Below are 25543 nucleotides of genomic sequence, written 5' to 3' on the forward strand. Positions count from 1 at the left end.
CCGACGTTGGTTCCCTATGGTTCGACAGCTTCAATACGGTTCGACGCAAATAGTGCATAGACCGGAAAGGGCTGGTCTATCTCCCAGCTATTCTAATCTAGATCGATCAGCTTATCGCAGCCTGACGCCGGGTTTGTCGATTGTGGCGGTTTCGCCAGTTGCATTGACCTTTAGGCCGTGGAGCAAGTCGGTCGCTGTCTTCAAGGCCTTGTCGTCCTTGGGGTCCGGCGGCACGTAGGACTGCGAACCGGTCTTCTCGTCGCCTGCCGATTTCAGGTGGCCGCGCAGCGCGGCTTCCCCTTTGGTATCGGCGCGCTCCTTTAATTCGTCAGGCACGTCCTGCAGCACCTCAATGTCGGGAACTATGCCCCTGGCCTGGATCGACTTGCCCGACGGCGTAAAATAGCGTGCGGTAGTGAGACGCAACGCGCCGCTGCCGGCGCCGAGAGGAATAATCGTCTGCACCGAGCCCTTGCCGAACGAACGAGTGCCGACCACGGTCGCACGCTTGTGGTCCTGCAGCGCGCCGGCGACGATCTCGGAAGCCGAGGCCGAGCCGCCGTTGATCAGAACGATCACCGGCTTGCCCTTGGTCAGATCACCACCATGGGCAGCGCGGCGTTGGGTTTCCTCGGCGCTGCGGCCACGAGTCGAGACAATCTCACCTCGCGAAAGAAATGTTTCAGACACCGTCACCGCTTCGTCCAGCAATCCGCCGGGGTTGTTGCGCAGGTCAACGATCACGCCTTTCAGTCTTTCGGCGCCGATCCGCGAGGTCAGGTCGCTGATTGCCCGTTTCAACCCCTGGGTAGTCTGCTCGTTGAACGTAATAATACGGATGTAGGCAATGTCATCGCCTTCGATGCTGGAGCGCACCGAACTGACGCGGATGTTTGCGCGCACCAGCGTCACGTCGATCGGATTGTCCTGCCCCTTCCGAATGATCTTCAGCCTGATCTTGGTGTTAACAAGGCCACGCATTCTATCGACAGCTTCACTGAGCGTGAGATCCTTTACCGGCTCGTCGTTAATTGTGGAGATTAGGTCATTGGCGACGATGCCGGCCTTTGACGCTGGGGTTTCCTCTATCGTGTCCTTCATCAACTTGACGATCTTAATCAACCCGTCTTCCATCGTCACTTCGATGCCGAGCCCGCCGAATTCGCCGCGGGTCTGGACCTGCATGTCGCGAAAACTCGCGGCGTCCATGTAGCTCGAATGCGGATCGAGGCCGGACAGCATGCCGCCGATCGCGGATTCGACCAGCTTGCCATCATTGGGCTTCTCGACATAGTCTCTACGGACCCGCTCGAACGCATCGCCAAACAGATTGAGTTGGCGATAGGTATCCGACGCTCCAGCATGCGCACTTGCCCCCATCAGAACGGCGCGCGGCTGGGTTATGAAAAGTGTCAATGCCGCACCGGTGGTGGCGCCGAGAAGAATTATCGGAAACCTGCCCATGCTCTTCCGCCCTCATTTGCGGCCCGCCATGGGCCCGGATCAATCGGAACGTCATTTTACGGAACGCGATGCCGGGAAAGCCGTTCGCGTTTGCCTTGGGTGTAGTCCCGATAGTAGCGACTAGCTCCGCATACACAGCGCCACTACTATAAGTTCATTCGTTACCAGTTTGCAACGCTAGCTTCAAGGCATCGGAGACAGGATAATCGGATGAAGAGATTCCTGAGAAAGGCCTGAGGCGCTAGAATCTGTTGTCATCTACTGGGTCGCGGGCGGAGGACACTGATGGATTCCGCAGGATCGCAGATATTTCCGAAAAACAAGCTTCCTTCACTATTTCAGTGAGTTGCGGGATCAGCTGAAAGTCGCAAGGTGGATTATCCGCGGCGAGAAGCCCTGCTCCTGACACACAAGAACTGCCAGCAGTCGGCCGGGCGGTTCTTTGTCAGAAGCGTTTACGAATATGGTGCTTTTGGTCGAACGCAAGATCGAGTTGCTACCACGGCTTCGGTTCTTGCGAGCGGCACGCCCTCCCACAATCATCCTGGCAAAATCTTTGCCACGCTCGAAGCGCGCGTCTTCCAGCTTTGCTTTATGCCTGATGCCTGGATCGCGGCGCTGACAAAGAATGCGGGGAAGCTTTCGGCTGCACTATTTCGCCACGGCAAGCCGCTCGATCATCTCCTCGATCGAATTGAACAGATGCGTCGGTCCCGCCGCCTGCAGCGCGCTCGGAAGTGCGTAGCCCCACGCTACCGCACCGGAATCCATGCCGGCGGCTTTCGCGGCTTCAATGTCGCGGATCTCGTCGCCGATGCAGATCGTCTCCGAAGGCTTCGCGCCAAGCTTGCGTGCGACGCGTCGAAATTTCCTGTGCTTGCCGAACACCGCAGCGCCGCAGTCGAAGCGAGCGATCCGGGCGGTGGCGGGTCCGAGTACCTGCCGGACGGATGCTTCGCTGTCGGAACTGACGATGGCGGTCTTGATGCCGAGGCGTTGCAGGTCGGTCAGTATCGCCGGGATGCCGGCGAATAGCGATATCTCGCTCGCTGCCGCGAGCTTGCGCTTTCGCATGTCGCTGACGATGGCCGGCAGTTGCCACATGGATACGTTGAGCCGCGCCATGATTTCACGTGCGGACATTCCGCGCAGCCCTTCCACCTCGTCGTCGCGGACGGGCGCAAGATCGAACCGCGTAATCATGTCCTGGAAGGAGGCACGAAACCAGGGAAGGGAATCCGCCAGCGTGCCGTCGAAGTCGAAAATGGCGAGGCGGTAACGCGTCATGAGAAAAGGACCATCAGCGTGTCACGTGTCATCGCCGCCGAAATAGGCGGGCTTGCCCGTGGTCCAGGTTTCGCCCCAGAGCTGGCCGCCGCCGTCGACCGTCAGCGTCTCACCGGTCACGAATTTCGCGGATGGTCCGGCGAGGAAGACGCTGGCCTCGGCGACGTCCCATGGCGAGCCGACGCGCATCATCGGGTTCGAGCGCGGGTAGGCGGCGCGGGCTTCCGGCGAGTAGACGTTCCAGCCTTCGGTTTCGATCGCGCCGGGCGCCACGCAATTGACCCGGATGTTCAAGGGCGCCCATTCGACCGCGACGGCGCGCGAGAGCCCGATCACGCCGCTTCGCGCGGCGATGGTGTGCGCGATGCCGTACAGGCCGTGCGTCGTCACGACCACGATGTTGACGATACTGCCGGGATGCTTGTGGTCGCGCCAGCGCTGCGCGGCGGCCTGCATCGTGCACCAGGTGCCGTTCAGATTGGTGTTGATGACCGCGTTCCAGCCCTTCACGGAAAAATCGATTGCGGCTTGCGGAAATTGTCCGCCGGCGCTGTTGATGAGGCCGTCGACGCGGCCTTGCGCGGCCCAGATCGTGTCGAACAGGGTGCTGACCGCATCGGGCTCCCTGATGTCGGCGACGTGCGCGGATGCCTTGAGGCCGCGGCCGGCCAATTGGGCCACGAGCGCTTCGAGCTTGGCCCCATCGCGCCCGACCACGGCGACATGCGCGCCCAGCCGTGCGAACAGCCAGGCGATTGCCCGCCCGATGCCGCCGGCGCCGCCCGTTACGACGACGACCTGATCCTTCAGCGCATCGGTCGCGAATGTGGTCGGATGAGCCGCAAGCTCCTCATCGGTGAGGCCGAGCGGAGACGGTTGATCGGTCATGAACGGCGCGGACCCTTGTTATATGCGGCATCAGCCGTACATTAGCCGCGCAACAATAACCATGCAAAACGAGTTTCGATGCCCGATCTCTCTGCCTTCCCGATCACCAAACGCTGGCCCGCCAAACATCCCGACCGCCTTCAGCTCTACTCGCTGCCGACACCGAACGGCGTCAAGGTCTCGATCATGCTGGAAGAGATCGGATTGCCCTACGAGGTGCATCTGGTCGACTTCAACAAGGACGACCAGAAGACGTCGGAATTCCTGTCGCTGAACCCGAACGGCAAGATCCCGGCGATCCTCGATCCGGACGGGCCCGGCGGCAAGCCGCTGCCGCTGTTCGAGTCCGGGGCGATCCTGCAATACCTTGCGGAAAAGACCGGCAAGCTCCTGCCAGCCGATCCGGCGCGGCGATACCAGACCATCCAGTGGCTGCACTTTCAGATGGGCGGGATCGGACCGATGTTCGGGCAGGTCGGCTTCTTCCACAAATTCGCCGGCAAGGAATTTGCCGACAAGCGGCCGCTCGAGCGTTACGTCGCCGAGTCGAAGCGCCTGCTGGACATGATGGAGACGCGGCTTGCCGGACGGCAATGGATCATGGACGACGAATATTCCATCGCCGACATCTCCATGCTCGGCTGGGTCCGCAACCTGATCGGCTTCTACGGTGCGCGCGATCTCGTCGCATTCGATACGCTGAAGCAGGTGCCGACATGGCTGGAACGCGGGCTCGCCCGGCCGGCGGTGCAGCGCGGGCTCGACATACCGAAGCGGCCCTAAGCGGCGCGCTTGAGCAGCTCATAAACAAGAGGATTGTCGGCGCAGGCGCTGAAGCCGCATTCGAGCAGTGTCGTCACCACGTTGGCTGCTGTCAGCGTGATCACGAGCCACACCGCGATTTGCGCGAAGGCGCCGCCGGTGGCCGGCAGCACGGCTTTGTCTTCTTCGAACTGGCGGTCGAACAGCAGGATCACGGCAAGCAGGACGATGGCGGCAATGAAGCCGAGCAGCGCCCAAGTATAATAGTGATAGCCGAGCAACGCGGAACCATAGCCCGCGTCGCCGGGCATGATGTGCAGCAGCACCTGCCGGGTCGACGCAACCGCGCCTGCGACCGCCGCCAGCAGCGACATCGCATAATGGCTGGGGCGGGGACCGAAGCGGATATTGAGGATCGGTCCGACGGCCAGCGCGGCGAACAGGATGCGCTGCAGCAGGCAGAGTGGGCAGGGCAATTCACGAAGGATGAATTGCGCCGCATAGGCCGCCGCCAGCACCAGCGCCACCGCGTAGAGGCTGAGTGCATTCAGCGTGATGGCGCGCGTCTGGGTCATGCGTATCTCAGAACGACAGTTTCAGCGTATCGGTCGCGTGGTGCAGATAGGTGGCGACGCACGCGATCAGGACAGCCCCAAACAGGCCGAGCGCCAGTGGACGCTGACCGCGCCAGGCGACCAGCATCACGATGGCCGTGGCCAGAAACAAAAGGGTGAATTCCATCGGCTGGTCCTAACTTCGCGAGTGGTATGCGAGTCTATGATAGATTCGCCGTTCCGCTTTGTATAAAAAACGGTCCGACAGGACCAGTAACGCTATTTCCGGAATGCAACGAAAATGCCCATTACCATCTACGGCATCAAGAAATGTGACACCATGAAGAAGGCGCGCGCCTGGCTTGACGATCACGGCGTGGCCTACGATTTCCACGACTACAAGCTTGCGGGCATCGCCAAGGACAAGCTCAAGCAATGGTCCGACGAAATCGGCTGGGAAACGCTGCTCAACCGCGCAGGCACGACGTTCAAGAAGCTGCCGGATGGCGACAAGGAAGGCCTGAACGAGCGCAAGGCGCTGGCGCTGATGCTGGAGCAGCCCTCGATGATCAAGCGCCCGGTGCTCGATCTCGGCGGCAAATTGCTGGTCGGGTTCAAGCCGGATGTCTACGGCAAGGAAGTGGCACCGAAGTCGCGCGCACGTAAGGCCTGATCGAACTCGACAGGCTCGCCGGGACGGCTATTCGAATTCCAGCACGTCGCCGGACGGAATGCGGCCGGGTGCGCGATGGAAGAGATCGCGGTCGATGATGGTGCGAAGCTTCGGCACCGGAAGCTGGTCGTTTCCGCGCATCAGGTTCTTGATCTCGAAGCCGCCATCCTCGCTGATGGTCTTCAGCGATGCGATGATGTGGGTGACGCTGCCGCCATCGGAGAACGGCAACAACAGCCGCTCGTAGGCGACGATTCGTCCGTAGATGTCATCGATATTGGCGATGGTGTAGGCGGGGAGGCGGCGCGCGATGCATTCATGATAGACCGGCATCACGATCGGAGCGAGCCTTGCGCCGAGATACTCGTTGAGATAGCGGCCCTTGCCGGTATTCCCATAAGCGCTCGACATCCGTGTGCCGTCGCTCTGGATGGTCAGGCGCGGCGGCTGTGTGCTGGTATCGACGGTGTACAATACCAGGTCAGGAAGTTCGTCCTCGATCCGCGTCGGCTGGTATTCCGGCATGCGCGGTATCGACTGGTCGCGGGCGTATAGCCGCAGCCAGGTGTTCAGCAGGTCGCGCTGCTTGATGGATTTGACGACCGACGGTCCGGCGCTTTGAAATTCCAAGGCGGCAATTCCTGGCTATCTAAATCGCGTCATGATGCGCCGGAGGCAGAAATATTGTGTGAAAGGGCTTGATTGCAGCAAAACACCGTTAACGGTGGCTTGCCGGAGCGAAGATCGCGTTTGAGCGCGGACGACGAGCCGGCCGGGCCGGGCGGTCGGCGCAATTCGACCTATGGCGCATCCGGAACCGGCACGCGCGTTTTCCCCGCGGCAGCTTTCCACCTTGCCTAACCCATACCGTTGACGGCATATTCCGGCCCGGAGGCGGCGGGCTCGGGACGGTTTCCAGGACGTCCCGCAGAGCCTGCCCGAACAGGGAAAAATTGGCCGCGCGCGAGCAAACTCGCGGAGACGGCTGACGGGGGAGTTTTGTTTGGCTGATGAGTTCATTCTCGAAACCCACGGATTGACCAAGGAATTCGCGGGTTTCTTCGCCGTTCGCGACGTTGCTCTGAAAGTGCGTCGCGGTAGTATTCATGCGTTGATCGGGCCGAACGGCGCTGGCAAGACGACCTGCTTCAACCTTCTGACCAAGTTCTTGCGGCCGTCGGCCGGCCAGATCCTCTACAAGGGGCAGGACATCACCGCGATGGCGCCGGCCGATGTGGCCCGCCTCGGGCTGGTGCGTTCGTTCCAGATTTCAGCTGTGTTTCCACACCTGACGGCGCTGGAGAACGTCCGCGTCGCCCTGCAGCGCCAGCACGGCTCTTCGTTCGATTTCTGGCGCTCCAAAAGCGTGCTCGACCGCTTCAACGGCCGTGCGCATGAGCTTCTCAATGATGTGGGCCTGAGCGAATTTGCCAACACGCCGGCGGTCGAGATGCCCTACGGTCGCAAGCGCGCGCTCGAAATTGCGACGACGCTGGCGCTCGACCCGGAGATGATGCTTCTCGACGAGCCGATGGCCGGCATGGGTCATGAAGACATCGACAAGATCGCAGCGCTGATCAAGCGCATCTCGGCCAAATACACCATCCTGATGGTCGAACATAATCTCTCGGTGGTCGCCAACCTGTCCGACATCATTACGGTGCTGACGCGCGGGCAGGTGCTGGCCGAAGGCAATTATTCTGAACTGTCCAAGGACGAACGCGTCAAGGAAGCCTACCTGGGGGCCGGTCATGCCTGAGTTGAAAATGGCCGAAGCCGCCGCCAAACCGGCGGGCGCGGAAATTCTTTCCGTCTCCGACCTGCAGGCCTGGTACGGCGAATCCCACATCCTTCACGGCATCAACTTCAATGTGAAGGCCGGCGAGGTGGTCACGCTGCTCGGCCGCAACGGCGCCGGCAAGACCACGACGCTGAAGTCGGTGATGGGAATTATCGGCAAGCGTACAGGTTCGATCCGTTTCAACGGTCAGGACATCACGCGTGCCCCGTCCGACAGGATCGCACGCCAGGGCATCGCGTTCTGTCCCGAGGAGCGGGGCATTTTCGCCAGCCTCGACGTGCGCGAAAACCTGCTGCTGCCGCCGATCGTGCGCGGTGGCGGCCTGTCGCTCGACCAGATCTTCGAATTGTTTCCGAACCTGAAGGAGCGCCTCAACAGCCAGGGCACCAAGCTTTCGGGCGGCGAGCAGCAGATGCTCGCGATCGCGCGAATCCTGCGCACCGGGGCGCGCTTCCTGATGCTGGACGAGCCGACCGAGGGTCTCGCGCCCGTCATCATCCAGCAGATCGGCCACACCATCGCGCGGCTGAAGTCGGAAGGCTTCACCATCCTGCTGGTGGAGCAGAATTTCCGCTTCGCCTCGACGGTGGCCGACCGCTACTACATCGTCGAGCACGGCAAGGTCATCGACGGTTTTGCGAATTCGGAGCTGTCGGCCAACATGGACAAGCTCCACACCTATCTCGGCGTTTAATCAGTACTACCCGCTGCACTCTGGATTTATGGAGATACTATGAAACATCGCATTTCATCTCTCTTCCTCGGAACCGCGCTCGCACTTGCCGCAGGCGGTGGCGCCATGGCGCAGGACAAGACCGTCAAGATCGGCGTGCTTACCGACAATTCCGGACTTTACTCCGACCTCGGCGGCGCAGGCTCCACGCTTGCCGCCCAGATGGCGGTCGAGGATTCCGGACTGGCGGGCAAGGGCTGGAAAATCGACATCGTCTCCGCCGACCACCAGAACAAGCCCGACATCGGCACCACCATCGCGCGCCAATGGATCGACGTCGAGAAGGTCGATATTTTCGTGGACGTGTTGAACTCCGGCGTTGCGCTGGCGGTCAACAATCTGGTGAAGGAAAAGAACTCCCTCATGATCAATACCGGCGCGGCGACGTCGGACCTCACCAATGCCCAGTGCTCGCCGAACACAATTCACTGGGTCTACGACACCTACATGCTCGCCAACAGCACCGGACAGGCGCTGGTGAAAGCCGGCGGCGACACCTGGTACTTCCTGACCGCGGATTACGCGTTCGGCCACGCGCTGGAACGCGACACTGCCGCAGTCGTGGTCAAGTCGGGCGGCAAGGTTATCGGCACCGTCAGGCATCCCCTGAATTCGTCGGATTTCTCCTCGTTCCTGCTGCAGGCACAGGCTTCCAAGGCCAAGATCGTCGGCATGGCGAACGCCGGCGGTGACACCACCAACACCATCAAGCAGGCCGCGGAGTTCGGCATCGTCGCGGGCGGCCAGAAGCTCGCGGGATTGCTGCTGTTCATCAATGACGTTCACTCGCTCGGCCTCAAGGTGGCGCAGGGCCTGAACTTCACGGAAACCTTCTACTGGGATTTGAACGACGGCACCCGTGCGTTTTCCAAGCGCTTCTCCGAGCGCATGAAGAACAAGGCGATGCCGTCCATGGTGCAGGCTGGCGTGTATTCTGGCCTGATCCACTATTTCAAGACGATCGATGCGATGGGTGGCAATCCGCATGACGGCGCCAAGGTGGTGGCGAAAATGAAAGAGGCGCCGACCGACGACCCGCTGTTCGGGAAGGGCACGATCCGCGCCGACGGCCGCAAGCTTCATCCGGCCTACCTGTTCGAGGTCAAGAAGCCTTCCGAATCCAAGGGACCGTGGGACTATTACAAGCTGGTCGGAACGACCCCGGCAGACCAGGCCTTCCGGCCGCTTTCGGAAAGCGTTTGTCCGCTGGTAAAGAAGTAACAACGACAGCCCGCCGGCGCCGTGCCGGCGGGCTTCCTCTCGCGTCCCTGCGCGATTCCGCGTCTTAAACGAGATTGAGTGCGAAACCGATGCAAGCTCTATACGCCCAGCTTTTGGTGGGATTGATCAACGGATCGTTCTACGCGCTGCTCAGTCTCGGGCTCGCCGTGATCTTCGGCATGCTCAACATCATCAATTTCGCCCATGGCGCGCTCTACATGATGGGCGCGTTCTGCGCATATTTCCTCCTGCATCTGACCGGCATCGGATATTGGTGGGCGCTGTTGATCGCTCCCATCGTGGTCGGCATCTTCGGCATGATCCTGGAGCGGACCATGCTGCAATGGCTGGCCGGCCTCGACCACCTCTATGGCCTGTTGCTGACCTTCGGCATCGCGCTGATCGTGCAGGGCGTGTTCCAGAACTATTTCGGCTCATCCGGGCTGCCCTACGCGATTCCCGATTACCCGCAGATCGGCGAATGGCGCGGTCTGCAGGGCGGCATGAATCTCGGCTTCATGTTCCTGCCGGTCTATCGTGGCTGGGTGGTCATTTTCTCGCTCGTCGTCTGCATCGCTACCTGGTACCTGATCGAAAAGACGCGGCTTGGCGCCAATCTGCGCGCTGCGACCGAAAATCCGACCCTGGTGCGGGCGTTCGGCATCAACGTGCCCAGGATGATCACGCTGACCTACGGGCTCGGCGTCGGCCTGGCCGCGCTCGCCGGCGTGCTGTCGGCGCCGATCAACCAGGTGCGGCCGCTGATGGGCGCCGACCTGATCATCGTCGTGTTCGCGGTGGTGGTGATCGGCGGCATGGGATCGATCATGGGATCGATCATCACCGGATTTGCACTCGGCGTGATCGAAGGATTGACCAAGTATTTTTATCCCGAGGCTTCCAACACCGTGGTGTTCGTCCTGATGGTGCTGGTGTTGCTGGTGAAGCCTGCGGGACTGACCGGACGGGCGGCCTGACATGAGCGCATTGACTGACGACACACTGCCGGTAACGCCGCGCGCGATGCGCGACGAGATGATGGTATTCGCGGCGATGGCGGTGCTGCTGGGGCTGGTGCCGCTGACCGGCATCTATCCGTTCTTCGTGATGCAGGCCCTGTGCTTCGCGCTGCTCGCCTGCGCGTTCAACCTGTTGATTGGCTATGGCGGCCTGCTGTCATTTGGCCACGCGATGTTTCTGGGAACTGCGGGCTACTGCACGGCGCATGCGCTCAAGGTCTGGGGTGTGACGCCGGAAATCGGAATTCTGGTCGGCGTCGCCGGCGCTGCCGCGCTTTCGGTCGTGACCGGCTTCATCTCGATCCGCCGGCAGGGCATCTACTTCTCGATGATCACGCTCGCGCTGTCGCAGCTCCTTTACTTCATCTACCTGCAGGCGCCGTTCACCCATGGCGAAGACGGCATCCAGGGCATTCCGCAGGGCTATCTGTTCGGGATATTCAATCTCGCCAAGCCCACGGTGCTTTACTACGTCGTGCTGGCCGGTTTCCTCGGTGGCTTCCTCCTGATCTACCGCACCATCAACTCGCCGTTCGGCGAGGTGCTGAAGGCGATCCGCGAGAACGAGCCGCGCGCGATCTCGCTGGGCTACAAGACCGACCAATACAAGCTGCTCGCCTTCATCCTTTCCGGGACCATTGCGGGCTTTGCCGGTTCGCTGAAGGTGTTCGTGGCGCAGAACGCCTCGCTCACCGACGTGCACTGGACGATGTCGGGTGAAATCGTGCTGATGACGCTGGTCGGCGGCCTCGGCACCATTTTTGGGCCGGTCGTCGGCGCCTTCGTCATCATCGCCATGCAGCAATATCTGGCCGGGTTCGGGCAGTGGGTGACGGTGATCCAGGGCGTCATCTTCGTCGCCTGCGTGCTGACCTTCCGCCGCGGCGTGATCGGCGAGATCGCGCATTATTTCCGCCGATCCCTGTAAAACGGCCGGTTTTGGCGCCTCACAAAGCAGTGGATGACCCGGTTGCCGGGTCGCCTCGTGGCGCGCTTTTCCCTCGAATGGTCTATGACAGTTTTGTGACAGGCCGCCCGGGCGGCCGTTTCTGAAGACGGAAAAATGCCCATGCTGCGCTGGTTTCGTGCCTTTTTGCCCAAGGAGGAGCGGTTTTTTGAACTGTTTGCCCGCCACGGCCAGACGGTCGTGCAGGGCGCGCTGGCGCTTCAGGACATGCTGCGCGGCGGCGACGAAACACCGGTGTTCTGCCAGCGCGTCAACCAGTTCGAAAATGACGCCGACGGCATTACCCGCGAGGTGCTGACGGCGGTCCGGCGCACTTTCATTACCCCGTTCGACCGCGGCGACATCAAGAACCTGATCACGGCGATGGACGATGCGATCGATCAGATGCAGCAGACCGCGAAGGCGGTGGTGCTGTTCGAGGTCCGCACGTTCGAGCCGCCGATGCGCGAGATCGGGACGCTGCTGGTCGAGTGCGCCAATCTGGTCGGTCGCGCGCTGCCGCTGATGCAGTCGATCGGCAACAACGTCGCGATGCTCACCGCCATTACCGAGGAAATCGGAAAGCTGGAGGGCCGCATCGACGATCTCCACGATATTGGATTGAAGGAACTGTTTCTCAAGCATCGCAGCGGCAACTCGATGGATTTCATCGTGGGCGCCGAGATCTACAAGCATCTTGAGAAAGTATCCGACCGCTTCGACGACGTCGCCAATGAGATCAACTCCATCGTGATCGAACAGGTATAGGGCAGGGCCATCACGTGGATGCCACCCTCGCTCTTCCGGTTCTGGTCTTCCTGATCGCGGTCGCGCTGCTGTTCGACTTCCTCAACGGCTTGCACGACGCCGCCAATTCGATCGCAACGATCGTATCGACCCGCGTGCTGCGCCCGCAATATGCGGTGCTCTGGGCCGCCTTCTTCAATTTCATCGCCTTCCTGGTGTTCGGGCTCCACGTCGCCAATACGATCGGCACCGGCATCATCGAACCTGATATCGTCGATGCCACCGTGATATTCGCGGCACTTGTAGGCGCCATCGTCTGGAACCTGATTACCTGGGCGCTCGGAATTCCCTCGTCCAGTTCACACGCGCTGATCGGCGGGCTGGTCGGCGCGGGGGTCGCAAAAGCCGGAATTTCGGCGGCGGTCTGGACCGGTCTGTCGAAAACGCTGCTGGCGATCGTGCTGTCGCCACTGGTCGGGTTCCTGCTGGCGCTGGTGCTGGTCGCGATCGTGTCCTGGCTATCGGTGCGCTCGACGCCGTTTGCGGTCGACCGCGCCTTCCGCATCCTGCAATTCGTCTCGGCGTCGCTCTATTCGCTCGGCCATGGCGGCAACGACGCGCAAAAGACCATGGGTATCATCGCGGTGCTGCTCTATTCGCAGGGTCATCTCGGCGCGGACTTTAACATCCCGTTCTGGGTCGTGATTTCCTGCCAGGCGGCCATGGGCCTCGGCACCCTGATGGGAGGCTGGCGGATCGTCCGCACCATGGGGCTGCGGATTACGAAGCTGACGCCGATGCAGGGTTTTTGCGCCGAAACCGGCGGGGCGGCGACCCTGTTCATGGCGACCTTTCTCGGGGTTCCCGTATCCACGACCCACACCATTACCGGCTCGATCGTCGGCGTCGGCGCGGCACGGCGGGTTTCGGCGGTGCGTTGGAACGTGGCGAGTTCGATCGTCTATGCCTGGGTGATCACCATTCCGGCTTCCGGAATCGTGGCGGCGCTGACCTATTGGGCGGTGCTGTTGCTACGCTGATCCGGTGACGAGTTTGAGCCCGACGATGCCGGCCACGATCAGCGCGATGCAGGCGAGGCGGGCGGCGGTGGCAGGCTCGCCGAACAGTGCGATGCCCAGGATTGCCGTTCCGACCGCGCCGATGCCGGTCCATACCGCATAGGCGGTTCCGATCGGCAGTGATTTCAGGGCAAGGCCGAGCAGGAGGATGCTGCCTGCCATGCATGCGAGCGTCAGGACGGACGGAATGAGCCGTGTGAAACCTTCGGTATATTTGAGGCCGATCGCCCAGCCTATTTCCATGAGGCCGGCGACGAACAACACGATCCAGGCCATCACGACCCTCCGAACCAGGCAGGGCCGTCCCCGCGGATGAGCTGTGAAATTGGAAGGCCGTCCTTCCGCTGCCGATATGGGACTGGCCCTCGGCCTCTGCAACCACCAAATGAGGCTTGATTAGCCCGGTTTTCCCTGCCAAACGCTCGAGCCTCATGTCCGACATTGCCGTTTCAGCCGAATCGCCGTCCCGCTCGCCACTGTCAGATGAAGTGGCGCGCCGCCGTACGTTTGCGATCATCTCCCACCCGGACGCCGGCAAGACCACGCTGACCGAAAAGCTCCTGCTGTTCGGCGGCGCCATCAATCTGGCGGGACAGGTCAAGGCCAAGGGCGAGCGGCGCAATACCCGTTCCGACTGGATGAAGATCGAGCGCGAGCGCGGCATCTCGGTCGTGACGTCGGTGATGACGTTCGAGTTCGAAGGCTTGGTGTTCAACCTGCTGGACACGCCGGGCCACGAGGACTTTTCCGAAGACACCTACCGGACGCTGACCGCGGTCGATTCCGCCGTCATGGTGATCGACGCCGCCAAGGGCATCGAGGCGCGGACGCGAAAGCTGTTCGAGGTGTGCCGGCTGCGCGACATTCCGATCATCACCTTCATCAACAAGATGGACCGTGAGAGCCGCGATACGTTCGAACTTCTGGACGAGATCGAAAAGACGCTGGCGCTCGATACCACGCCAATGACCTGGCCGGTCGGCCGCGGCCGCGATTTCCTCGGCACCTACGACGTCGTCAATGGCGGCGTGCGCCTGCTCGAAGGCGGCGGTGCCAAAACCGGCGCGACCGAGCAGATCGACATCGCCGATCTCGCCGGCCGCAACGCCAATCTCGACGTCGCCGAGATCAAGGATGAGCTCGCGCTGGTATCCGAAGCCTGCAAGCCGTTCGAACTTGAGGCATTTCGCGAAGGCCACCTGACGCCGGTCTATTTCGGCAGCGCGCTGCGCAATTTCGGCGTTGGCGACCTGCTGGAAGGTCTCGGCAAGTTTGCGCCTGCGCCGCGCGCGCAGGATTCGAACCTGCGCAAGGTCGAGGCGGCCGAGCCGCGCATGAGCGCCTTCGTGTTCAAGATCCAGGCCAACATGGATCCGAACCACCGCGACCGCATCGCGTTCGCGCGGCTTTGCTCTGGCAAGCTCAGCCGCGGCATGAAGGCGAAGCTGGTGCGCACCGGCAAGAACATGAGCCTGTCCAGCCCGCAATTCTTCTTCGCCCAGGACCGTTCGGTGGCTGATGAGGCGTTTGCCGGCGACGTTGTCGGCATTCCCAATCACGGCACTTTAAGGATCGGCGATACGCTGACCGAAGGCGAAGACATCACCTTCGTCGGCGTTCCCAGTTTTGCGCCGGAAATCGTCCGCCGCGTGCGGCTGACGGATGCGATGAAGGCGAAGAAGCTGAAAGAAGCGCTGCAGCAGATGTCGGAAGAGGGCGTGGTGCAGGTGTTCCGGCCGCGCGACGGCGCACCGGCGCTGGTCGGTGTCGTCGGGCCGCTGCAGCTCGACGTACTGAAAGCGCGGCTCGACGCGGAATATTCGCTGCCGGTGGAATTCGAGGTCTCGGAGTTCCAGCTCGCGCGCTGGGTCTCATCCGACGACCGCAAGAAACTCGACGCCTTCATCGCCGCCAACGGCTCCGGCATCGCCGATGACGTCGATGGCGACCCCGTGTTCATGGCCAAGAACGAATTCTATCTCGGCTATACCCGCGAACGGGCCGAGGGGATTACCTTCTCCAACGTCAAGGACGTGAAGAAGAAAGCGTAAGACGGGCTCGCCTTTCGCGCCAACCTCCGCTGTCGTCCTCCGCGAAAGCGGGGGACCCAGTACGCCGCGGCTTCTCGGTAAAATCACTATGGTCTCTGGAATACTGGATCGCCCGCCCCAGTGCGCAATTGTGCACAGGGCAGGCGATGACGGGTGGGGTTTCGCCTCGGCCTATCCCGCTCATGCATCCAGTGGATGCCTGCATGCACCGTTAGCGAGCGTGAAACCCCTTGCGCCGGATCGGCATCCGTAAAAGTATCCACTGGATGCTTATGGAAACAGGGAGGCAACAAGCCATGACTGATCTCGCGACCTATTTCCGTTCCGGCCCGGTCGGCACCATCGTAATCGACGACGGCAAGGCCAATGTAATGTCGCTTGCGATGCTCAACGCCCTGCACGGGGCGTTCGACCAGGCGGAAAAAGACAAAACCGTTGTGATCCTGAAAGCCCGCGGCAAGCATTTTTCCGGCGGCTTCGACCTCAACGTATTTGCCAAGGGCAGCGCCGAGGATCAGTATCTGATGCTCAAAGCGGGTGCCGAACTGGCGCTACGTATTCTCTCGTTCCCGACACCTGTCGTGGCGGCCTGCCAGGGTAACGCCTATCCGATGGGCGCCTTCCTCATCATGTCCGGCGACCACCGCATCGCCGCCGAGGGCGACTACCCGGCGGATGCGCTGGAGCGCAGCGCCGAGGAGGCTGCGCAAAAGCTCGCCACGCTCAACATGGCGGCCCACGCCGCCACCAAGGCGCGGGCGAGGGGCGCCGTGATCAAAATGATCCGCGACATGATCGACGAGGATATCACGCCGCAATATGGCGAGGACCGCATTGCCCGGCGGGCGTCGGCCTGAGACGCAAACTTCGACCCGTCCGGTGGTGGTGTTGCGTCCCGTGCCTTTGTATGAAGGAGGCATGACGGTGAAGCCACGCCGGGCGACCTATCGCCATGGCAATCTGAAATCCGCAGCACTGAAGGCTGCCACACGCCTCGTGGCGGCGGCCGGCCACGAGCAGTTAAGCCTGCGCGAGGTCGCGGAGGCCGTCGGCGTCGCGCATCGCTCGCTGTACAATCATTTCGCGGACCGCGAGGCGCTGCTTGATGCGGTGGCGACCGAGGCCTATACCCGGCTCGCCGCCATCCTCGTCAAGGCGGACACGCCACAGGACTACACCGCGAAATATGTCCGCTTCGCCCTGGCCAATCGCGCGCTCTACGCCCTGATGACCAGCCGCCCGCACGCGACCATGAAGCACAACCCGCCGCTGCAGGCTGCGGTCCACAAGGTCATCACCCAGGCCATGCGGATATTCTGCCAGGATATCGAGAGCCCGGCCGAACGCCGCCGCGCAGTGATGAAGGTCTACATCACGCTTTATGGCGGCATCTCGCTCTATACGGCCGGCGTCCTCGACCAGCCCAGCGAGAAGGCCCTTATTGCGGAACTGTCGGCCATGAACGCGGGGATGTGAACGCCGTCAGCCTTGATAGCGCCTCTAGCGCGCATCAGCTTAGTCGGGTCGACCGTGAGGACCCCACTATATGTTCCGGCTCGCCATCGTTTGTCTGACCGCACTCTTCGTCGGGATGGGTGCCGCCGATGCCCAGTCGCGGCGCCAGATCGACGCGACGCCGTTTTCGCATGCGCCCTGCAGCGTGCTCGACGGCCAGCCCTGCACGCCGTCGTTTTGCAGCGTGTTCAACGACGGACCGTGCATTCCCGAGATCGACTATCCGTACGGCCAGAACCTGCAACTCACGATCGAAAGTGTACCGCCGCAGGACCAGGCCGCGAAATACCGCAGGCCGGACCACGATCTCGATACGATCGGCGACCTGTTCGCGGCGTTGCGGTCCTGCTGGTCACCGCCGCCTTCCGACATCGCGCGGCCGGGCATGCAGATGTCGGTTCGCTTCAGCTTCAAGCGCTCGGGCGAGATCATCGCCACCCCGCGCGTGACCTATGCCACGGCCGGCGCCCCGGCGGATACCCGCGCGACCTACCTGAAGGCGATCAATGCGTCGCTGCAGGCATGCCAGCCTCTGAAATTCACCAGTGGGCTCGGCGGCGCGCTGGCCGGGCGGCCGATCGCGATCCGCTACGTCGATAACCGCGATTCGGCAAAGCAGGCGGAGAAGCCGTGACCACGTCCGCGTGGCGCATTGCGCACCAAGCCCCTAAAATGATACGCGGATAACAGGCAAAACCAGCCGCGCAGCGGGAGGACATCATGGGACTGCTGGTGCTGATCCTGGGCTTGATCCTGTTCTTCGGCGTCCATACGCTCACCATCCAGCGCAAGCTGCGCGCGCAGGTCATCGCCGCGACCGGCGAGGGCGGCTACAAGATCGGCTATGCGCTGGCCTCGTTCGCAGGGCTGGCGCTGATTATCTGGGGCTTTGCGCTTTATCGCGCGACGGGATGGTACAACGTCTGGAACCCGCCGACGGCGCTCAAGCACATCACGTCGGCGCTGATGCTGCCCGCGGTGATCATGGTGGTGGCTTCCTACATCCGCGGCCGGATCTATACGACGCTGAAGCATCCGATGCTGACGGGCATTAAGCTGTGGGCTGCGGCGCATCTGCTCGCCAACGGCGATCTCGGCTCGATCATCCTGTTCGGCTCGTTTCTCGCATGGGCGGTATATGACCGCATTTCGCTGAAATCTCGTTCCGACGCCGGCGCGCCGCCGATCCCCGTCGGTGGTCCCGGCAACGACCTGATCGCGATCGCGGTCGGCCTCGTCGCCTATCTGGCGCTCGCATTCGCGTTCCATCCGGTCGTGATCGGCGTGCCCGTGGTTGGAGCCTAGCATGTCGGTTCAGTCTGCCATCAAGCGCAAAACTGCGCCGGATATCCGCGCGCGCAAGAACGGCGAGCCGATCGTGATGCTGACGTCCTACCATGCGCATACCGCAGCCCTGGTGGATCGCCACTGCGACGTCATTCTGGTCGGCGATTCCCTGGGCAATGTCATGCACGGTTTCGAGACCACCGTGCCGGTGACGCTCGACATGATGATCCTGCAGGGACATGCGGTGATGCGCGGTTCGAAGCACGCTTTGGTCGTGGTGGATATGCCGTTCGGCTCCTATGAGGCCTCGAAGGAGCAGGCATTTCATTCCGCAGTGCGGATATTGAAGGAAACCCATTGCGGCGCGGTGAAGCTGGAAGGCGGCGCGCGCATGGCGGAAACCGTCGCGTTCCTCGTCGAACGCGGCGTGCCTGTCATGGGCCATATCGGATTGACGCCGCAATCGATCAACACGCTCGGCTCGTTTCGCGCGCAGGGCCGCGACGAAGGCAGTTGGGACCCGATCCTGAGGGACGCCCAGGCGATCTCGGATGCCGGGGCCTTCTCGGTCGTGATCGAGGCGGTTGCCGAGCCGCTGGCGCGAAAGATCACGCAGACCATTGCCATTCCGACCATCGGCATCGGCGCCAGCGCGGCCTGCGACGGCCAGGTGCTGGTGCTGGAGGACATGCTGGGCCTGTCGCCGCGGACGCCGAAATTCGTTCGCCGCTATGGCGATCTCGGCGCCGCGATCGAAGCGGCGATCCAGGGCTATGCCAAAGACGTGCGTTCGCGCGCTTTCCCGGGGCCTGAGCACGTCTACGAGATGAAAAAGAGCTGACGGGCGCGCGCCATGGACTGGTCGCAGCATTCCATTCCGGCGATGCGGCTAGAACCGCGCTTCGGCGATCGTATCATTCCGGCTTTTTGCGAACGGCCTAAAAGCATCCCGGCGATGGTAGCCGATGCGGTTGCTATAAATCCCGATGGCGAAGCGCTGGTCTGCGGCGCCACGCGAATGACATGGCGCGAAGTCGCGCAGCAGTCTGCGCAAATCGCGGCAGGTTTCGGGAAGTTCGGCCTCAAGCGCGGCGACCGCGTCGCGGTGCTGCTCGGCAACCGGATCGAATTCGTGCTGACGATGCTGGGCGCGGCCCATGCCGGGCTGGTGACGGTGCTGCTTTCGACCCGTCAGCAAAAGCCCGAGATCGCCTATGTGCTCACCGATTGCGGCGCGCGGCTTCTGATCCACGAAGCGGCGCTGGCCGACCGTGTGCCTGATGCGGGCGACATTCCCGATGTGGTGCACCGGATCGCGGTCGACGGTGATCCGCGGCTTTCACGCTTTTCGGAGTTGGCCGATAACGCGGAGCTCGCAGGGCCGGTCGAGGTCGGCGAAGAAGATACCGCGATGATTCTCTACACATCGGGCACCACGGGCAAGCCCAAGGGCGCGATGCTCGCCCATTGCAACATCATTCATTCGGCGATGGTGTTCGTATCGTGCCTGAAGCTGACGGCTGCCGATCGATCGATCGCCGCAGTGCCGCTCGGCCACGTCACGGGCGTGGTCGCCAACATCATGACCATGGTCCGCTGCGCCGGCGCGCTGATCATCATGGCGGAGTTCAAGGCGGCGGAATATCTGAAGATGGCGGCGCGCGAGCGTGTCACCTACACCGTGATGGTGCCGGCGATGTACAATCTCTGCCTGCTGCAGCCGGATTTCGACAGCTACGACCTGTCGAGCTGGCGGATCGGCGGCTTTGGCGGCGCCCCGATGCCGATCGCCACGATCGAAAAGCTCGATGCCAAGATTCCCGGGCTGAAGCTGATGAATTGCTACGGCGCGACCGAGACCACGTCGCCGTCAACCATGATGCCCGGCGAACTGACCGCAGGCCATATCGACAGTGTCGGCTTGCCCTGTCCGGGCGCGCAGATCATCGTGGTGGATGCCGAGGGCCGCGAACTGCCGCGCGGCGAGATCGGCGAAATCTGGATTCATGGCGGCTCGGTCATCAAAGGCTACTGGAACAATCCGAAAGCTACCGCAGAGAGCTTTACGGCCGGCTTCTGGCATTCCGGCGATCTCGGCTCGATCGACGAAGAGAATTTCGTTCGGGTATTCGATCGCCAGAAGGACATGATCAACCGCGGCGGCTTGAAGATCTATTCAGCCGAGGTCGAATCCGTGCTGGCGGGCCATCCCGACGTGGTGGAGAGCGCGATCATCGCCAAGCCGTGCCCGGTGCTGGGCGAGCGCGTTCATGCGGTCGTCGTCACCCGTGGCACGGTCGGGGCCGAGGCGCTGCGCGCCTGGTGCGCCGAGCGGCTGTCCGATTACAAAGTGCCGGAAACCATGGATGTGCGGACAGACCCGTTGCCGCGCAACGCCAATGGCAAGGTGATGAAACGGCAGCTCCGCGAGGCTTTGCCAGCGGCCTGAACGGCGACACAGGGCTGAAACCCGGCGGCTAGAGTTTCGGCGCGCTGCCCTTGGGCATCGAGCCTTCGCTCGGCCCGGCGGCAAGCGCCGCACTGTCGATCGCGGCGGCACTGACGAACTGCTTGACGTCCAGCAGGGTGAATTGCGCGATGCCGACGCGGTCGGCCGGCGTGCCCGGGACGAGCTGCACGCTCAACACGCCGTCGCAATTCGCGCCCTTGGCCTCGGCCAGCATGGCGCTCGGTTCCTTGGCCTTGGTCTGTGCGCGCTTGACGACCGCCACGCAACTGCCGCGGACGGTGTCGCCGTTGAGCTTGACGGCGGCCCTGGGGTCAAGCGGCTTGTCGATCGCTTCCAGCGCGGTCGCTTCCTTGTACTTGCCGCCGACGGACATGATCGAGCCCTTGCGGTAGATGTAATACAGATGCTGATCGCCGACGATGGTAGGCACGCCGTATTTGCCCATGACTTCCTTGATCATGTCGGCCTTTGACGGCTGCTGGTCCTGCGCGAAGGTCAGATTGCGCGCCACGAAATAGGCGCGGTTGGCGCTCGCAGGCGAGGAGAAGCTGGTCGAGAGCATCTCGCCGTTCTGTTTCGAACCGGCGGGGAGGCTGAAATTCAGCGCGGCGACATAGCTGGCACCGCCGAATTTCTGCTGCTGGATGTCGGTCTTGGTGTCGGTACGGCCCTTGAACAGGGAATCAAAGACGCCGCGCGCGGATTCGGCGTTCGATTCGGTCGAGATACCCAAAATGTCGGGGCGGAGTTTGCCGGAGAATGCCGTCTCGATCGCCTTCGGCCTGATATCGTCGGCCAGTGAGGCCGCGGACAGGGATGCCAGTCCCATGACCAGCCCCATGGCAAGCATCGAAACCAGCGCATGGCGAGGCATGAAACACCCAGGAAATTGGGATAAGATTCGAAATGGAAGCGGGCGGGATTACGCCAAACTTTGAACCGCGATGTCAACGCTGCCAGGCGATTTCGCGGGGCGGCGGCGCCGTTGTTAACGCTTTGATCCACCTCACTTTGCCTTGCCACCGCCATATCGATAGGCTACGTCGCGGCGATGCGGGGATCGGGCGCACGATGCTGCCGCCCAAGGCGCGGTTCCTCGGGGATGGGATACCTTTAAGTGTCTGAATTATTTGATGAAGTAGACGAGGAGGTCCGTCGCGATCAGCTCAAAAAGCTGTGGGACCGATACTCGCTTTATATCATTGCCGGCATGATTTTGATCATCGCCGCCGTGGGCGGCTGGCGTGGCTACCAGTATCTGGAGGCCAAGAAGGCGGTCGAGGCGGGGGCTGCGTTCGACAAGGCCGTGGAGCTTTCAGAAGCCAACAAGCACGCCGAGGCCGAAGCGGCCTTCGCCGATCTCGCGGCGAAGGCGCCGTTCGGCTATCGCGTGTTGGCGCGGTTGCGCATGGCGGCGGAAGTCGCCAACCGCGATCCGCAGGCCGCGGCAAAGCTGTTCGATGAGATCACCGCCGATCGCAGCGTCGGCGTTGCCGAGCAGGATCTGGCGCGGATTCGCGCCGCCCAGTTGCTGCTGGAAAGCACGAGCTATCCCAACATGAAAGAGCGCCTCGAGGCCGCTGCTGCGGCCGGCGCCACCTTCCGCCATACCGCGCGCGAATTGCTGGCGCTGTCGGCATGGCGCGCCAACGACGCTGCGGCGACGCGGCAATGGCTGGATCTGATCGCCAATGACGGCGAAACGCCGCCGAGCCTGCGCTCGCGTGCCGAAGCGCTGCAGGCCTTGCTTCCGCCGGTCGCCAAGAGCTGACGCGTACAAACCGAGTTGATTGGGAAACCCAGTATGCGCCGCCCGCAACGTTTGATCGCAACCGCCGTCCTCATCGCGCTTTCGGGCGCGCTGGCAGGCTGTGGCAGCACGGGCAATTTCGACCCGTCCGATCTGCTCGACTTCCTCGATACCAAGAAGAAGCTGCCGGGTGACCGCAAGCCGGTATTCCCCGAAGGCGTGCCGGGCCTTGAGCAGGGCGTGCCGAAGGATCTCTACAAGGGCTCCCGTCAGCAGGTCGACGACCCGAACGCGCAGGCCGCTACAGCTCCTCCGCCAGCGGAAGAACCGAAATCGAAGCGCGGCGCGAAATCCAAGGGCAAACAGGCTGCCGCCCCTGCGGCTGCGGACCCCGACGCCGCACCCGAGGAGGAAGGCAGCACCGCCGCCGCGCCGCCGGCGCCCAAGCCGGCCAAGATCACGCGCAAGCGGACCACCGCGCCGCCGCCCGATCAATCGACGGCGCCTGCACAGTCCCCGCAACAATCCGCGTTCCCGGCGCCGATGCCGAGCGGTACGTTCACGCGTTGATTCTTTCTTTTCGTTCGATTGACACGCCCTTCAAAAAAGGGCGTTTGGATCATTTATGTCCTTTACGATTGCCATCATCGGCCGACCCAATGTCGGCAAATCGACGCTGTTCAACCGGCTGGTTGGGCAGAAGCTTGCGCTGGTGGATGACGAGCCCGGCGTTACCCGCGACCGCCGCGAGGGCAATGCACGTCTCGGCGATCTCGAATTCACCGTGATCGACACCGCCGGCCTCGACGAGGGCGCCAAGGGCTCGCTCACGGCACGGATGCAGGAGCAGACGGAAACCGCGATCGAACTGGCCGATGCGCTGATGTTCGTGATCGACGCGCGCGCAGGGCTGACGCCGAACGATCGCGCCTTTGCCGATTTCGCGCGCCGCGCCAACAAGCCGGTGGTGCTGGTCGCCAACAAGAGCGAGGGCAGGCACGGCGAAGTCGGCGCGATGGAATCCTACGCGCTCGGCCTCGGCGATCCCATCCAGATTTCAGCCGAGCATGGCGAGGGCCTGAGCGATCTCTACGACGCGCTCGCCGCGCTGATGCCGGAGCCGGCCGAGGAGGGTGAAGAGTTCGACGACGACGATATCATCGTATCGGATGAGGAACTCGCGCAGCGTCCGATCCGCGTCGCCATCGTCGGCCGCCCCAATGCCGGAAAATCCACGCTGATCAATCATCTGCTCGGCGAGGAGCGGCTGTTGACCAGCGCCGAGGCTGGCACCACCCGCGATTCCATCTCGGTCGAGATCACCTGGCAGGGCCGCGAGTTCCGCGTGTTCGACACCGCAGGGCTTCGGCGGCGCTCGCGGATCGAGGAGAAATTGGAAAAACTGTCGGTGGCGGACGCGCTGCGCGCGGTGCGCTTTGCCGAAGTCGTCGTGATGACGATGGACGCGCAGAACCGGTTCGAGGAACAGGACCTGCGCATCGCCGATCTGATCGAGCGCGAGGGGCGGGCGATCGTGCTCGCGGTCAACAAATGGGATCTGATGGAGCGCAAGACCCATCTGATTTCGGCGCTGCGCAGCGATGCCGATCACTGGCTGCCGCAGGTCAAGGGCGCCCCCATCGTCGCCGTGTCCGGCCTGATGGGCGAGGGCATCGATCGCCTGATGACCGCGATCCAGGACGCCTATGCGGTGTGGAACAAGCGCGTGCCCACGGCTGCGCTCAATCGCTGGTTCGAGCAGGCGGTCGACGCCAATCCGCCGCCCGCGGTGTCGGGCCGGCGGCTGAAGCTGAACTACATTACCCAGGCCAAAGCGCGGCCGCCGAGTTTTATCTTGTTCTGCTCGCGGGCTGACGCCGTGCCGCAATCCTATCTGCGCTATCTCACCAACAGCATGCGCGAAGCCTTCGACCTGCCGGGCACGCCGATCCGGATCACGCTGCGCGAAAAGGCCAATCCGTTCGCCCACAAGCGCAAACGGCCGTCATGAGCGAACACGCGTCCACCGCTGTTGCCGACGACAAGCCGCCGGTGCGCAGCGGCGCGGCGGCCTTCATCTTCGTCACCATCCTGCTCGACATGTTGGCGCTCGGCCTGATCCTGCCGATCCTGCCAAAACTCGTGGAAAGTTTTGTCGACAACGACACCGCGACGGCGGCGCGGATCTTCGGCCTGTTCGGCACCGCCTGGGCGCTGATGCAGTTCCTGTTCTCGCCGATCCTCGGCGCGCTCTCGGACCGCTTCGGCCGGCGACCGGTGGTGCTGCTGTCGAATTTCGGATTGGCGCTGGACTATGTGCTGATGGCGCTGGCGCCGTCGCTGACCTGGCTGTTCATCGGCCGGGTGATCTCAGGCATTACGTCGGCGAGCATCTCGACGGCCTTTGCCTATATCGCCGATGTGACGCCGCCGGAACGGCGAGCCGCGGTGTTCGGCAAGATCGGCGCGGCCTTCGGCGCCGGGTTCATTCTCGGTCCCGCCATCGGCGGCCTGCTCGGCGGCATGGATCCGCGCCTGCCGTTCTGGATCGCGGCAGGCTTGAGCTTTGCGAATACGCTCTACGGCTGGCTGATCCTCCCCGAGTCTCTGCCGCTGGAACGCCGCGCACCATTCCATTGGAAAAGCGCCAGCCCGCTCGGCGCGCTGCATCTGCTGCGTTCCAACCGGATTCTGGCCGGGCTGTCGCTGGCGAATTTCTTCGGGCAGGTCGCGCATGTGGTGCTGCCGTCCACCTTCGTTCTCTATGCGACGTACCGCTATGGCTGGGATACGGCGACGGTCGGGCTCACTCTGGCGTTGGTTGGCGTCTGCGCCATGGTGGTGCAGGGCGCGGGCGTCGGGCCGATCGTCAAGCGCCTCGGCGAGCGCCGGGCGCTGCTGCTGGGGCTTGCGTGCGGCGCGTTGGGCTTTTTCATCTATGGCGCGGCCCCGACCGGGCCGTTGTTCTGGATCGGCATTCCCGTGATGGCGCTGTGGGGCGTGGCGGGCGCGGCGATCCAGGCGCTGACGACGCAGCTCGTAGCACCCGATCAGCAGGGCCAGTTGCAGGGTGCGACCAACAGCGTCAACAGCATCGCCCAGATGGCGGGACCGTTTCTGTTTACGCTGACCTTTGCTTACTTCATTAGCGATGGAGCGCCGTTCAAAATGCCGGGCGCACCGTTCCTGCTAGCGGCCGCGTTGTTGGGGCTGGGGCTCTTGATCGCGTGGCGCACGCTGGCGCCGAGTAAAGGCGCTAAGCCGTAGCAACCTTAAACCCTCATGGTGAGGAGGCG

Annotated in this window: 28 protein-coding genes; 20 read left to right on the forward strand and 8 right to left on the reverse strand. The window is 62.7% G+C overall.

Annotated elements, in window-relative coordinates; all coding sequences use genetic code 11:
* Positions 1-111: 111 nt before the first annotated feature.
* The 3 genes from V1286_RS12735 to V1286_RS12745 all read right to left on the reverse strand — a co-directional run bounded on the left by V1286_RS12735 (position 112) and on the right by V1286_RS12745 (position 3639).
* Positions 112-1464, reverse strand: coding sequence for a S41 family peptidase (locus tag V1286_RS12735; protein ID WP_334479998.1), 1353 nt, complete (start codon positions 1462-1464; stop codon positions 112-114).
* 651 nt (positions 1465-2115) lie between these two features.
* The gene (locus V1286_RS12740) at positions 2116-2751 is read right to left on the reverse strand and encodes an HAD hydrolase-like protein (RefSeq protein WP_334480000.1); all 636 of its coding nucleotides are present in this window, start codon (positions 2749-2751) and stop codon (positions 2116-2118) included.
* 21 nt (positions 2752-2772) lie between these two features.
* Positions 2773-3639: an SDR family oxidoreductase gene (locus tag V1286_RS12745; protein ID WP_334480002.1), complete on the reverse strand. Its 867-nt coding sequence runs from the start codon at positions 3637-3639 to the stop codon at positions 2773-2775.
* Between the two features lie 78 nt (positions 3640-3717).
* Here V1286_RS12745 and V1286_RS12750 point away from each other — a divergent pair, with 78 nt between their 5' ends.
* Entirely contained in the window at positions 3718-4422 is a 705-nt protein-coding gene (locus V1286_RS12750) for a glutathione S-transferase N-terminal domain-containing protein (protein WP_334480003.1), read from the forward strand.
* Here the strand turns inward: V1286_RS12750 and V1286_RS12755 are convergent.
* Positions 4419-4976: a disulfide bond formation protein B gene (locus V1286_RS12755; protein WP_334480005.1), complete on the reverse strand. Its 558-nt coding sequence runs from the start codon at positions 4974-4976 to the stop codon at positions 4419-4421. The genes V1286_RS12750 and V1286_RS12755 overlap by 4 nt on opposite strands.
* A gap of 7 nt (positions 4977-4983) precedes the next feature.
* Positions 4984-5142, reverse strand: coding sequence for a DUF5993 family protein (locus tag V1286_RS12760; protein ID WP_190241895.1), 159 nt, complete (start codon positions 5140-5142; stop codon positions 4984-4986).
* Positions 5143-5256: 114 nt separating this feature from the next.
* On the opposite strand from V1286_RS12760, the gene V1286_RS12765 reads away from it, so the two are divergent.
* Positions 5257-5628: an ArsC family reductase gene (locus tag V1286_RS12765; protein WP_334480008.1), complete on the forward strand. Its 372-nt coding sequence runs from the start codon at positions 5257-5259 to the stop codon at positions 5626-5628.
* A gap of 27 nt (positions 5629-5655) precedes the next feature.
* On the opposite strand, the gene V1286_RS12770 is transcribed toward V1286_RS12765, so the two are convergent.
* Positions 5656-6258 carry a PAS domain-containing protein gene (locus V1286_RS12770; protein ID WP_334480009.1) on the reverse strand — a complete coding sequence of 201 codons (603 nt, stop codon included), beginning with the start codon at positions 6256-6258 and terminating at the stop codon, positions 5656-5658.
* A gap of 373 nt (positions 6259-6631) precedes the next feature.
* Here V1286_RS12770 and V1286_RS12775 point away from each other — a divergent pair, with 373 nt between their 5' ends.
* From V1286_RS12775 to V1286_RS12805, 7 genes are all read left to right on the forward strand, one after another.
* Positions 6632-7387, forward strand: a complete 756-nt coding sequence (locus tag V1286_RS12775; protein ID WP_108517529.1) for an ABC transporter ATP-binding protein — start codon at positions 6632-6634, stop codon at positions 7385-7387.
* On the forward strand, positions 7380-8123 hold the full coding sequence (locus V1286_RS12780) for an ABC transporter ATP-binding protein (RefSeq protein WP_108517527.1): 744 nt from the start codon (positions 7380-7382) through the stop codon (positions 8121-8123). The genes V1286_RS12775 and V1286_RS12780 overlap by 8 nt, the downstream gene beginning before the upstream one ends.
* A gap of 39 nt (positions 8124-8162) precedes the next feature.
* Positions 8163-9383: an ABC transporter substrate-binding protein gene (locus V1286_RS12785; RefSeq protein WP_334480011.1), complete on the forward strand. Its 1221-nt coding sequence runs from the start codon at positions 8163-8165 to the stop codon at positions 9381-9383.
* 89 nt (positions 9384-9472) lie between these two features.
* Complete coding sequence (locus tag V1286_RS12790) at positions 9473-10360, forward strand: branched-chain amino acid ABC transporter permease (RefSeq protein WP_334480013.1); 888 nt, start codon at positions 9473-9475, stop codon at positions 10358-10360.
* Between the two features lies 1 nt (position 10361).
* The gene (locus V1286_RS12795) at positions 10362-11330 is read left to right on the forward strand and encodes a branched-chain amino acid ABC transporter permease (protein WP_334480015.1); all 969 of its coding nucleotides are present in this window, start codon (positions 10362-10364) and stop codon (positions 11328-11330) included.
* A 141-nt stretch (positions 11331-11471) separates the two neighbouring features.
* The gene (locus V1286_RS12800) at positions 11472-12116 is read left to right on the forward strand and encodes a DUF47 domain-containing protein (protein WP_334480017.1); all 645 of its coding nucleotides are present in this window, start codon (positions 11472-11474) and stop codon (positions 12114-12116) included.
* A gap of 14 nt (positions 12117-12130) precedes the next feature.
* The gene (locus V1286_RS12805) at positions 12131-13135 is read left to right on the forward strand and encodes an inorganic phosphate transporter (RefSeq protein WP_334480019.1); all 1005 of its coding nucleotides are present in this window, start codon (positions 12131-12133) and stop codon (positions 13133-13135) included.
* Here the strand turns inward: V1286_RS12805 and sugE are convergent.
* A complete protein-coding gene (gene sugE, locus V1286_RS12810; RefSeq protein WP_334480021.1) occupies positions 13127-13450 on the reverse strand; it encodes a quaternary ammonium compound efflux SMR transporter SugE in 324 nt (107 codons plus the stop codon). The genes V1286_RS12805 and sugE overlap by 9 nt on opposite strands.
* A 155-nt stretch (positions 13451-13605) precedes the next feature.
* Between sugE and V1286_RS12815 the strand changes: the two genes are divergently transcribed.
* The 7 genes from V1286_RS12815 (at position 13606) to V1286_RS12845 (ending at position 20476) form a co-directional block, all read left to right on the forward strand.
* On the forward strand, positions 13606-15225 hold the full coding sequence (locus V1286_RS12815) for a peptide chain release factor 3 (protein ID WP_334480022.1): 1620 nt from the start codon (positions 13606-13608) through the stop codon (positions 15223-15225).
* Between the two features lie 296 nt (positions 15226-15521).
* Entirely contained in the window at positions 15522-16082 is a 561-nt protein-coding gene (locus V1286_RS12820) for an enoyl-CoA hydratase-related protein (RefSeq protein WP_334480023.1), read from the forward strand.
* A gap of 61 nt (positions 16083-16143) precedes the next feature.
* Positions 16144-16701 carry a TetR/AcrR family transcriptional regulator gene (locus V1286_RS12825; RefSeq protein ID WP_334480024.1) on the forward strand — a complete coding sequence of 186 codons (558 nt, stop codon included), beginning with the start codon at positions 16144-16146 and terminating at the stop codon, positions 16699-16701.
* Between the two features lie 70 nt (positions 16702-16771).
* Complete coding sequence (locus tag V1286_RS12830) at positions 16772-17374, forward strand: hypothetical protein (RefSeq protein ID WP_334480026.1); 603 nt, start codon at positions 16772-16774, stop codon at positions 17372-17374.
* An 86-nt stretch (positions 17375-17460) separates the two neighbouring features.
* Positions 17461-18045 carry an NnrU family protein gene (locus V1286_RS12835; RefSeq protein ID WP_334480028.1) on the forward strand — a complete coding sequence of 195 codons (585 nt, stop codon included), beginning with the start codon at positions 17461-17463 and terminating at the stop codon, positions 18043-18045.
* Between the two features lies 1 nt (position 18046).
* On the forward strand, positions 18047-18868 hold the full coding sequence (gene panB, locus V1286_RS12840; protein WP_334480030.1) for a 3-methyl-2-oxobutanoate hydroxymethyltransferase: 822 nt from the start codon (positions 18047-18049) through the stop codon (positions 18866-18868).
* A gap of 12 nt (positions 18869-18880) precedes the next feature.
* Positions 18881-20476, forward strand: a complete 1596-nt coding sequence (locus V1286_RS12845) for a class I adenylate-forming enzyme family protein (protein WP_334480032.1) — start codon at positions 18881-18883, stop codon at positions 20474-20476.
* Positions 20477-20504: 28 nt separating this feature from the next.
* Here V1286_RS12845 and V1286_RS12850 read toward each other — a convergent pair whose 3' ends face one another.
* Entirely contained in the window at positions 20505-21371 is an 867-nt protein-coding gene (locus V1286_RS12850; protein WP_334480033.1) for a hypothetical protein, read from the reverse strand.
* Positions 21372-21614: 243 nt separating this feature from the next.
* On the opposite strand from V1286_RS12850, the gene V1286_RS12855 reads away from it, so the two are divergent.
* Genes V1286_RS12855 through V1286_RS12870 form a run of 4 tightly spaced genes read left to right on the forward strand, consistent with a single transcriptional unit; the run spans position 21615 to position 25514 of the window.
* Positions 21615-22268, forward strand: coding sequence for a tetratricopeptide repeat protein (locus V1286_RS12855; RefSeq protein ID WP_334480034.1), 654 nt, complete (start codon positions 21615-21617; stop codon positions 22266-22268).
* A gap of 33 nt (positions 22269-22301) precedes the next feature.
* Positions 22302-22817 carry a hypothetical protein gene (locus tag V1286_RS12860; RefSeq protein WP_334480036.1) on the forward strand — a complete coding sequence of 172 codons (516 nt, stop codon included), beginning with the start codon at positions 22302-22304 and terminating at the stop codon, positions 22815-22817.
* Between the two features lie 55 nt (positions 22818-22872).
* Positions 22873-24258 carry a ribosome biogenesis GTPase Der gene (gene der / locus V1286_RS12865; protein ID WP_334480038.1) on the forward strand — a complete coding sequence of 462 codons (1386 nt, stop codon included), beginning with the start codon at positions 22873-22875 and terminating at the stop codon, positions 24256-24258.
* A complete protein-coding gene (locus V1286_RS12870) occupies positions 24255-25514 on the forward strand; it encodes a TCR/Tet family MFS transporter (RefSeq protein ID WP_334480040.1) in 1260 nt (419 codons plus the stop codon). Before der ends, V1286_RS12870 begins: the two co-directional genes overlap by 4 nt.
* Positions 25515-25543: the final 29 nt, after the last annotated feature.

The organism is Bradyrhizobium algeriense, from assembly GCF_036924595.1.
Lineage (GTDB): Bacteria > Pseudomonadota > Alphaproteobacteria > Rhizobiales > Xanthobacteraceae > Bradyrhizobium > Bradyrhizobium algeriense.

Excerpts from the sequence above, each read along its gene's own strand:
- V1286_RS12825 (WP_334480024.1), top strand. The coding sequence starts at position 16,144 with ATGACGGTGAAGCCACGCCGGGCGACCTATCGCCATGGCAATCTGAAA.
- V1286_RS12835 (WP_334480028.1), top strand. The coding sequence starts at position 17,461 with ATGGGACTGCTGGTGCTGATCCTGGGCTTGATCCTGTTCTTCGGCGTC.
- V1286_RS12845 (WP_334480032.1), top strand. The coding sequence starts at position 18,881 with ATGGACTGGTCGCAGCATTCCATTCCGGCGATGCGGCTAGAACCGCGC.
- V1286_RS12860 (WP_334480036.1), top strand. The coding sequence starts at position 22,302 with ATGCGCCGCCCGCAACGTTTGATCGCAACCGCCGTCCTCATCGCGCTT.
- V1286_RS12760 (WP_190241895.1), bottom strand. The coding sequence starts at position 5,142 with ATGGAATTCACCCTTTTGTTTCTGGCCACGGCCATCGTGATGCTGGTC.
- der (WP_334480038.1), top strand. The coding sequence starts at position 22,873 with ATGTCCTTTACGATTGCCATCATCGGCCGACCCAATGTCGGCAAATCG.
- V1286_RS12795 (WP_334480015.1), top strand. The coding sequence starts at position 10,362 with ATGAGCGCATTGACTGACGACACACTGCCGGTAACGCCGCGCGCGATG.
- V1286_RS12830 (WP_334480026.1), top strand. The coding sequence starts at position 16,772 with ATGTTCCGGCTCGCCATCGTTTGTCTGACCGCACTCTTCGTCGGGATG.
- panB (WP_334480030.1), top strand. The coding sequence starts at position 18,047 with ATGTCGGTTCAGTCTGCCATCAAGCGCAAAACTGCGCCGGATATCCGC.
- V1286_RS12735 (WP_334479998.1), bottom strand. The coding sequence starts at position 1,464 with ATGGGCAGGTTTCCGATAATTCTTCTCGGCGCCACCACCGGTGCGGCA.
- V1286_RS12765 (WP_334480008.1), top strand. The coding sequence starts at position 5,257 with ATGCCCATTACCATCTACGGCATCAAGAAATGTGACACCATGAAGAAG.
- V1286_RS12780 (WP_108517527.1), top strand. The coding sequence starts at position 7,380 with ATGCCTGAGTTGAAAATGGCCGAAGCCGCCGCCAAACCGGCGGGCGCG.
- sugE (WP_334480021.1), bottom strand. The coding sequence starts at position 13,450 with ATGGCCTGGATCGTGTTGTTCGTCGCCGGCCTCATGGAAATAGGCTGG.
- V1286_RS12750 (WP_334480003.1), top strand. The coding sequence starts at position 3,718 with ATGCCCGATCTCTCTGCCTTCCCGATCACCAAACGCTGGCCCGCCAAA.
- V1286_RS12785 (WP_334480011.1), top strand. The coding sequence starts at position 8,163 with ATGAAACATCGCATTTCATCTCTCTTCCTCGGAACCGCGCTCGCACTT.
- V1286_RS12755 (WP_334480005.1), bottom strand. The coding sequence starts at position 4,976 with ATGACCCAGACGCGCGCCATCACGCTGAATGCACTCAGCCTCTACGCG.
- V1286_RS12790 (WP_334480013.1), top strand. The coding sequence starts at position 9,473 with ATGCAAGCTCTATACGCCCAGCTTTTGGTGGGATTGATCAACGGATCG.
- V1286_RS12850 (WP_334480033.1), bottom strand. The coding sequence starts at position 21,371 with ATGCCTCGCCATGCGCTGGTTTCGATGCTTGCCATGGGGCTGGTCATG.
- V1286_RS12800 (WP_334480017.1), top strand. The coding sequence starts at position 11,472 with ATGCTGCGCTGGTTTCGTGCCTTTTTGCCCAAGGAGGAGCGGTTTTTT.
- V1286_RS12820 (WP_334480023.1), top strand. The coding sequence starts at position 15,522 with ATGACTGATCTCGCGACCTATTTCCGTTCCGGCCCGGTCGGCACCATC.
- V1286_RS12745 (WP_334480002.1), bottom strand. The coding sequence starts at position 3,639 with ATGACCGATCAACCGTCTCCGCTCGGCCTCACCGATGAGGAGCTTGCG.
- V1286_RS12815 (WP_334480022.1), top strand. The coding sequence starts at position 13,606 with ATGTCCGACATTGCCGTTTCAGCCGAATCGCCGTCCCGCTCGCCACTG.
- V1286_RS12870 (WP_334480040.1), top strand. The coding sequence starts at position 24,255 with ATGAGCGAACACGCGTCCACCGCTGTTGCCGACGACAAGCCGCCGGTG.
- V1286_RS12740 (WP_334480000.1), bottom strand. The coding sequence starts at position 2,751 with ATGACGCGTTACCGCCTCGCCATTTTCGACTTCGACGGCACGCTGGCG.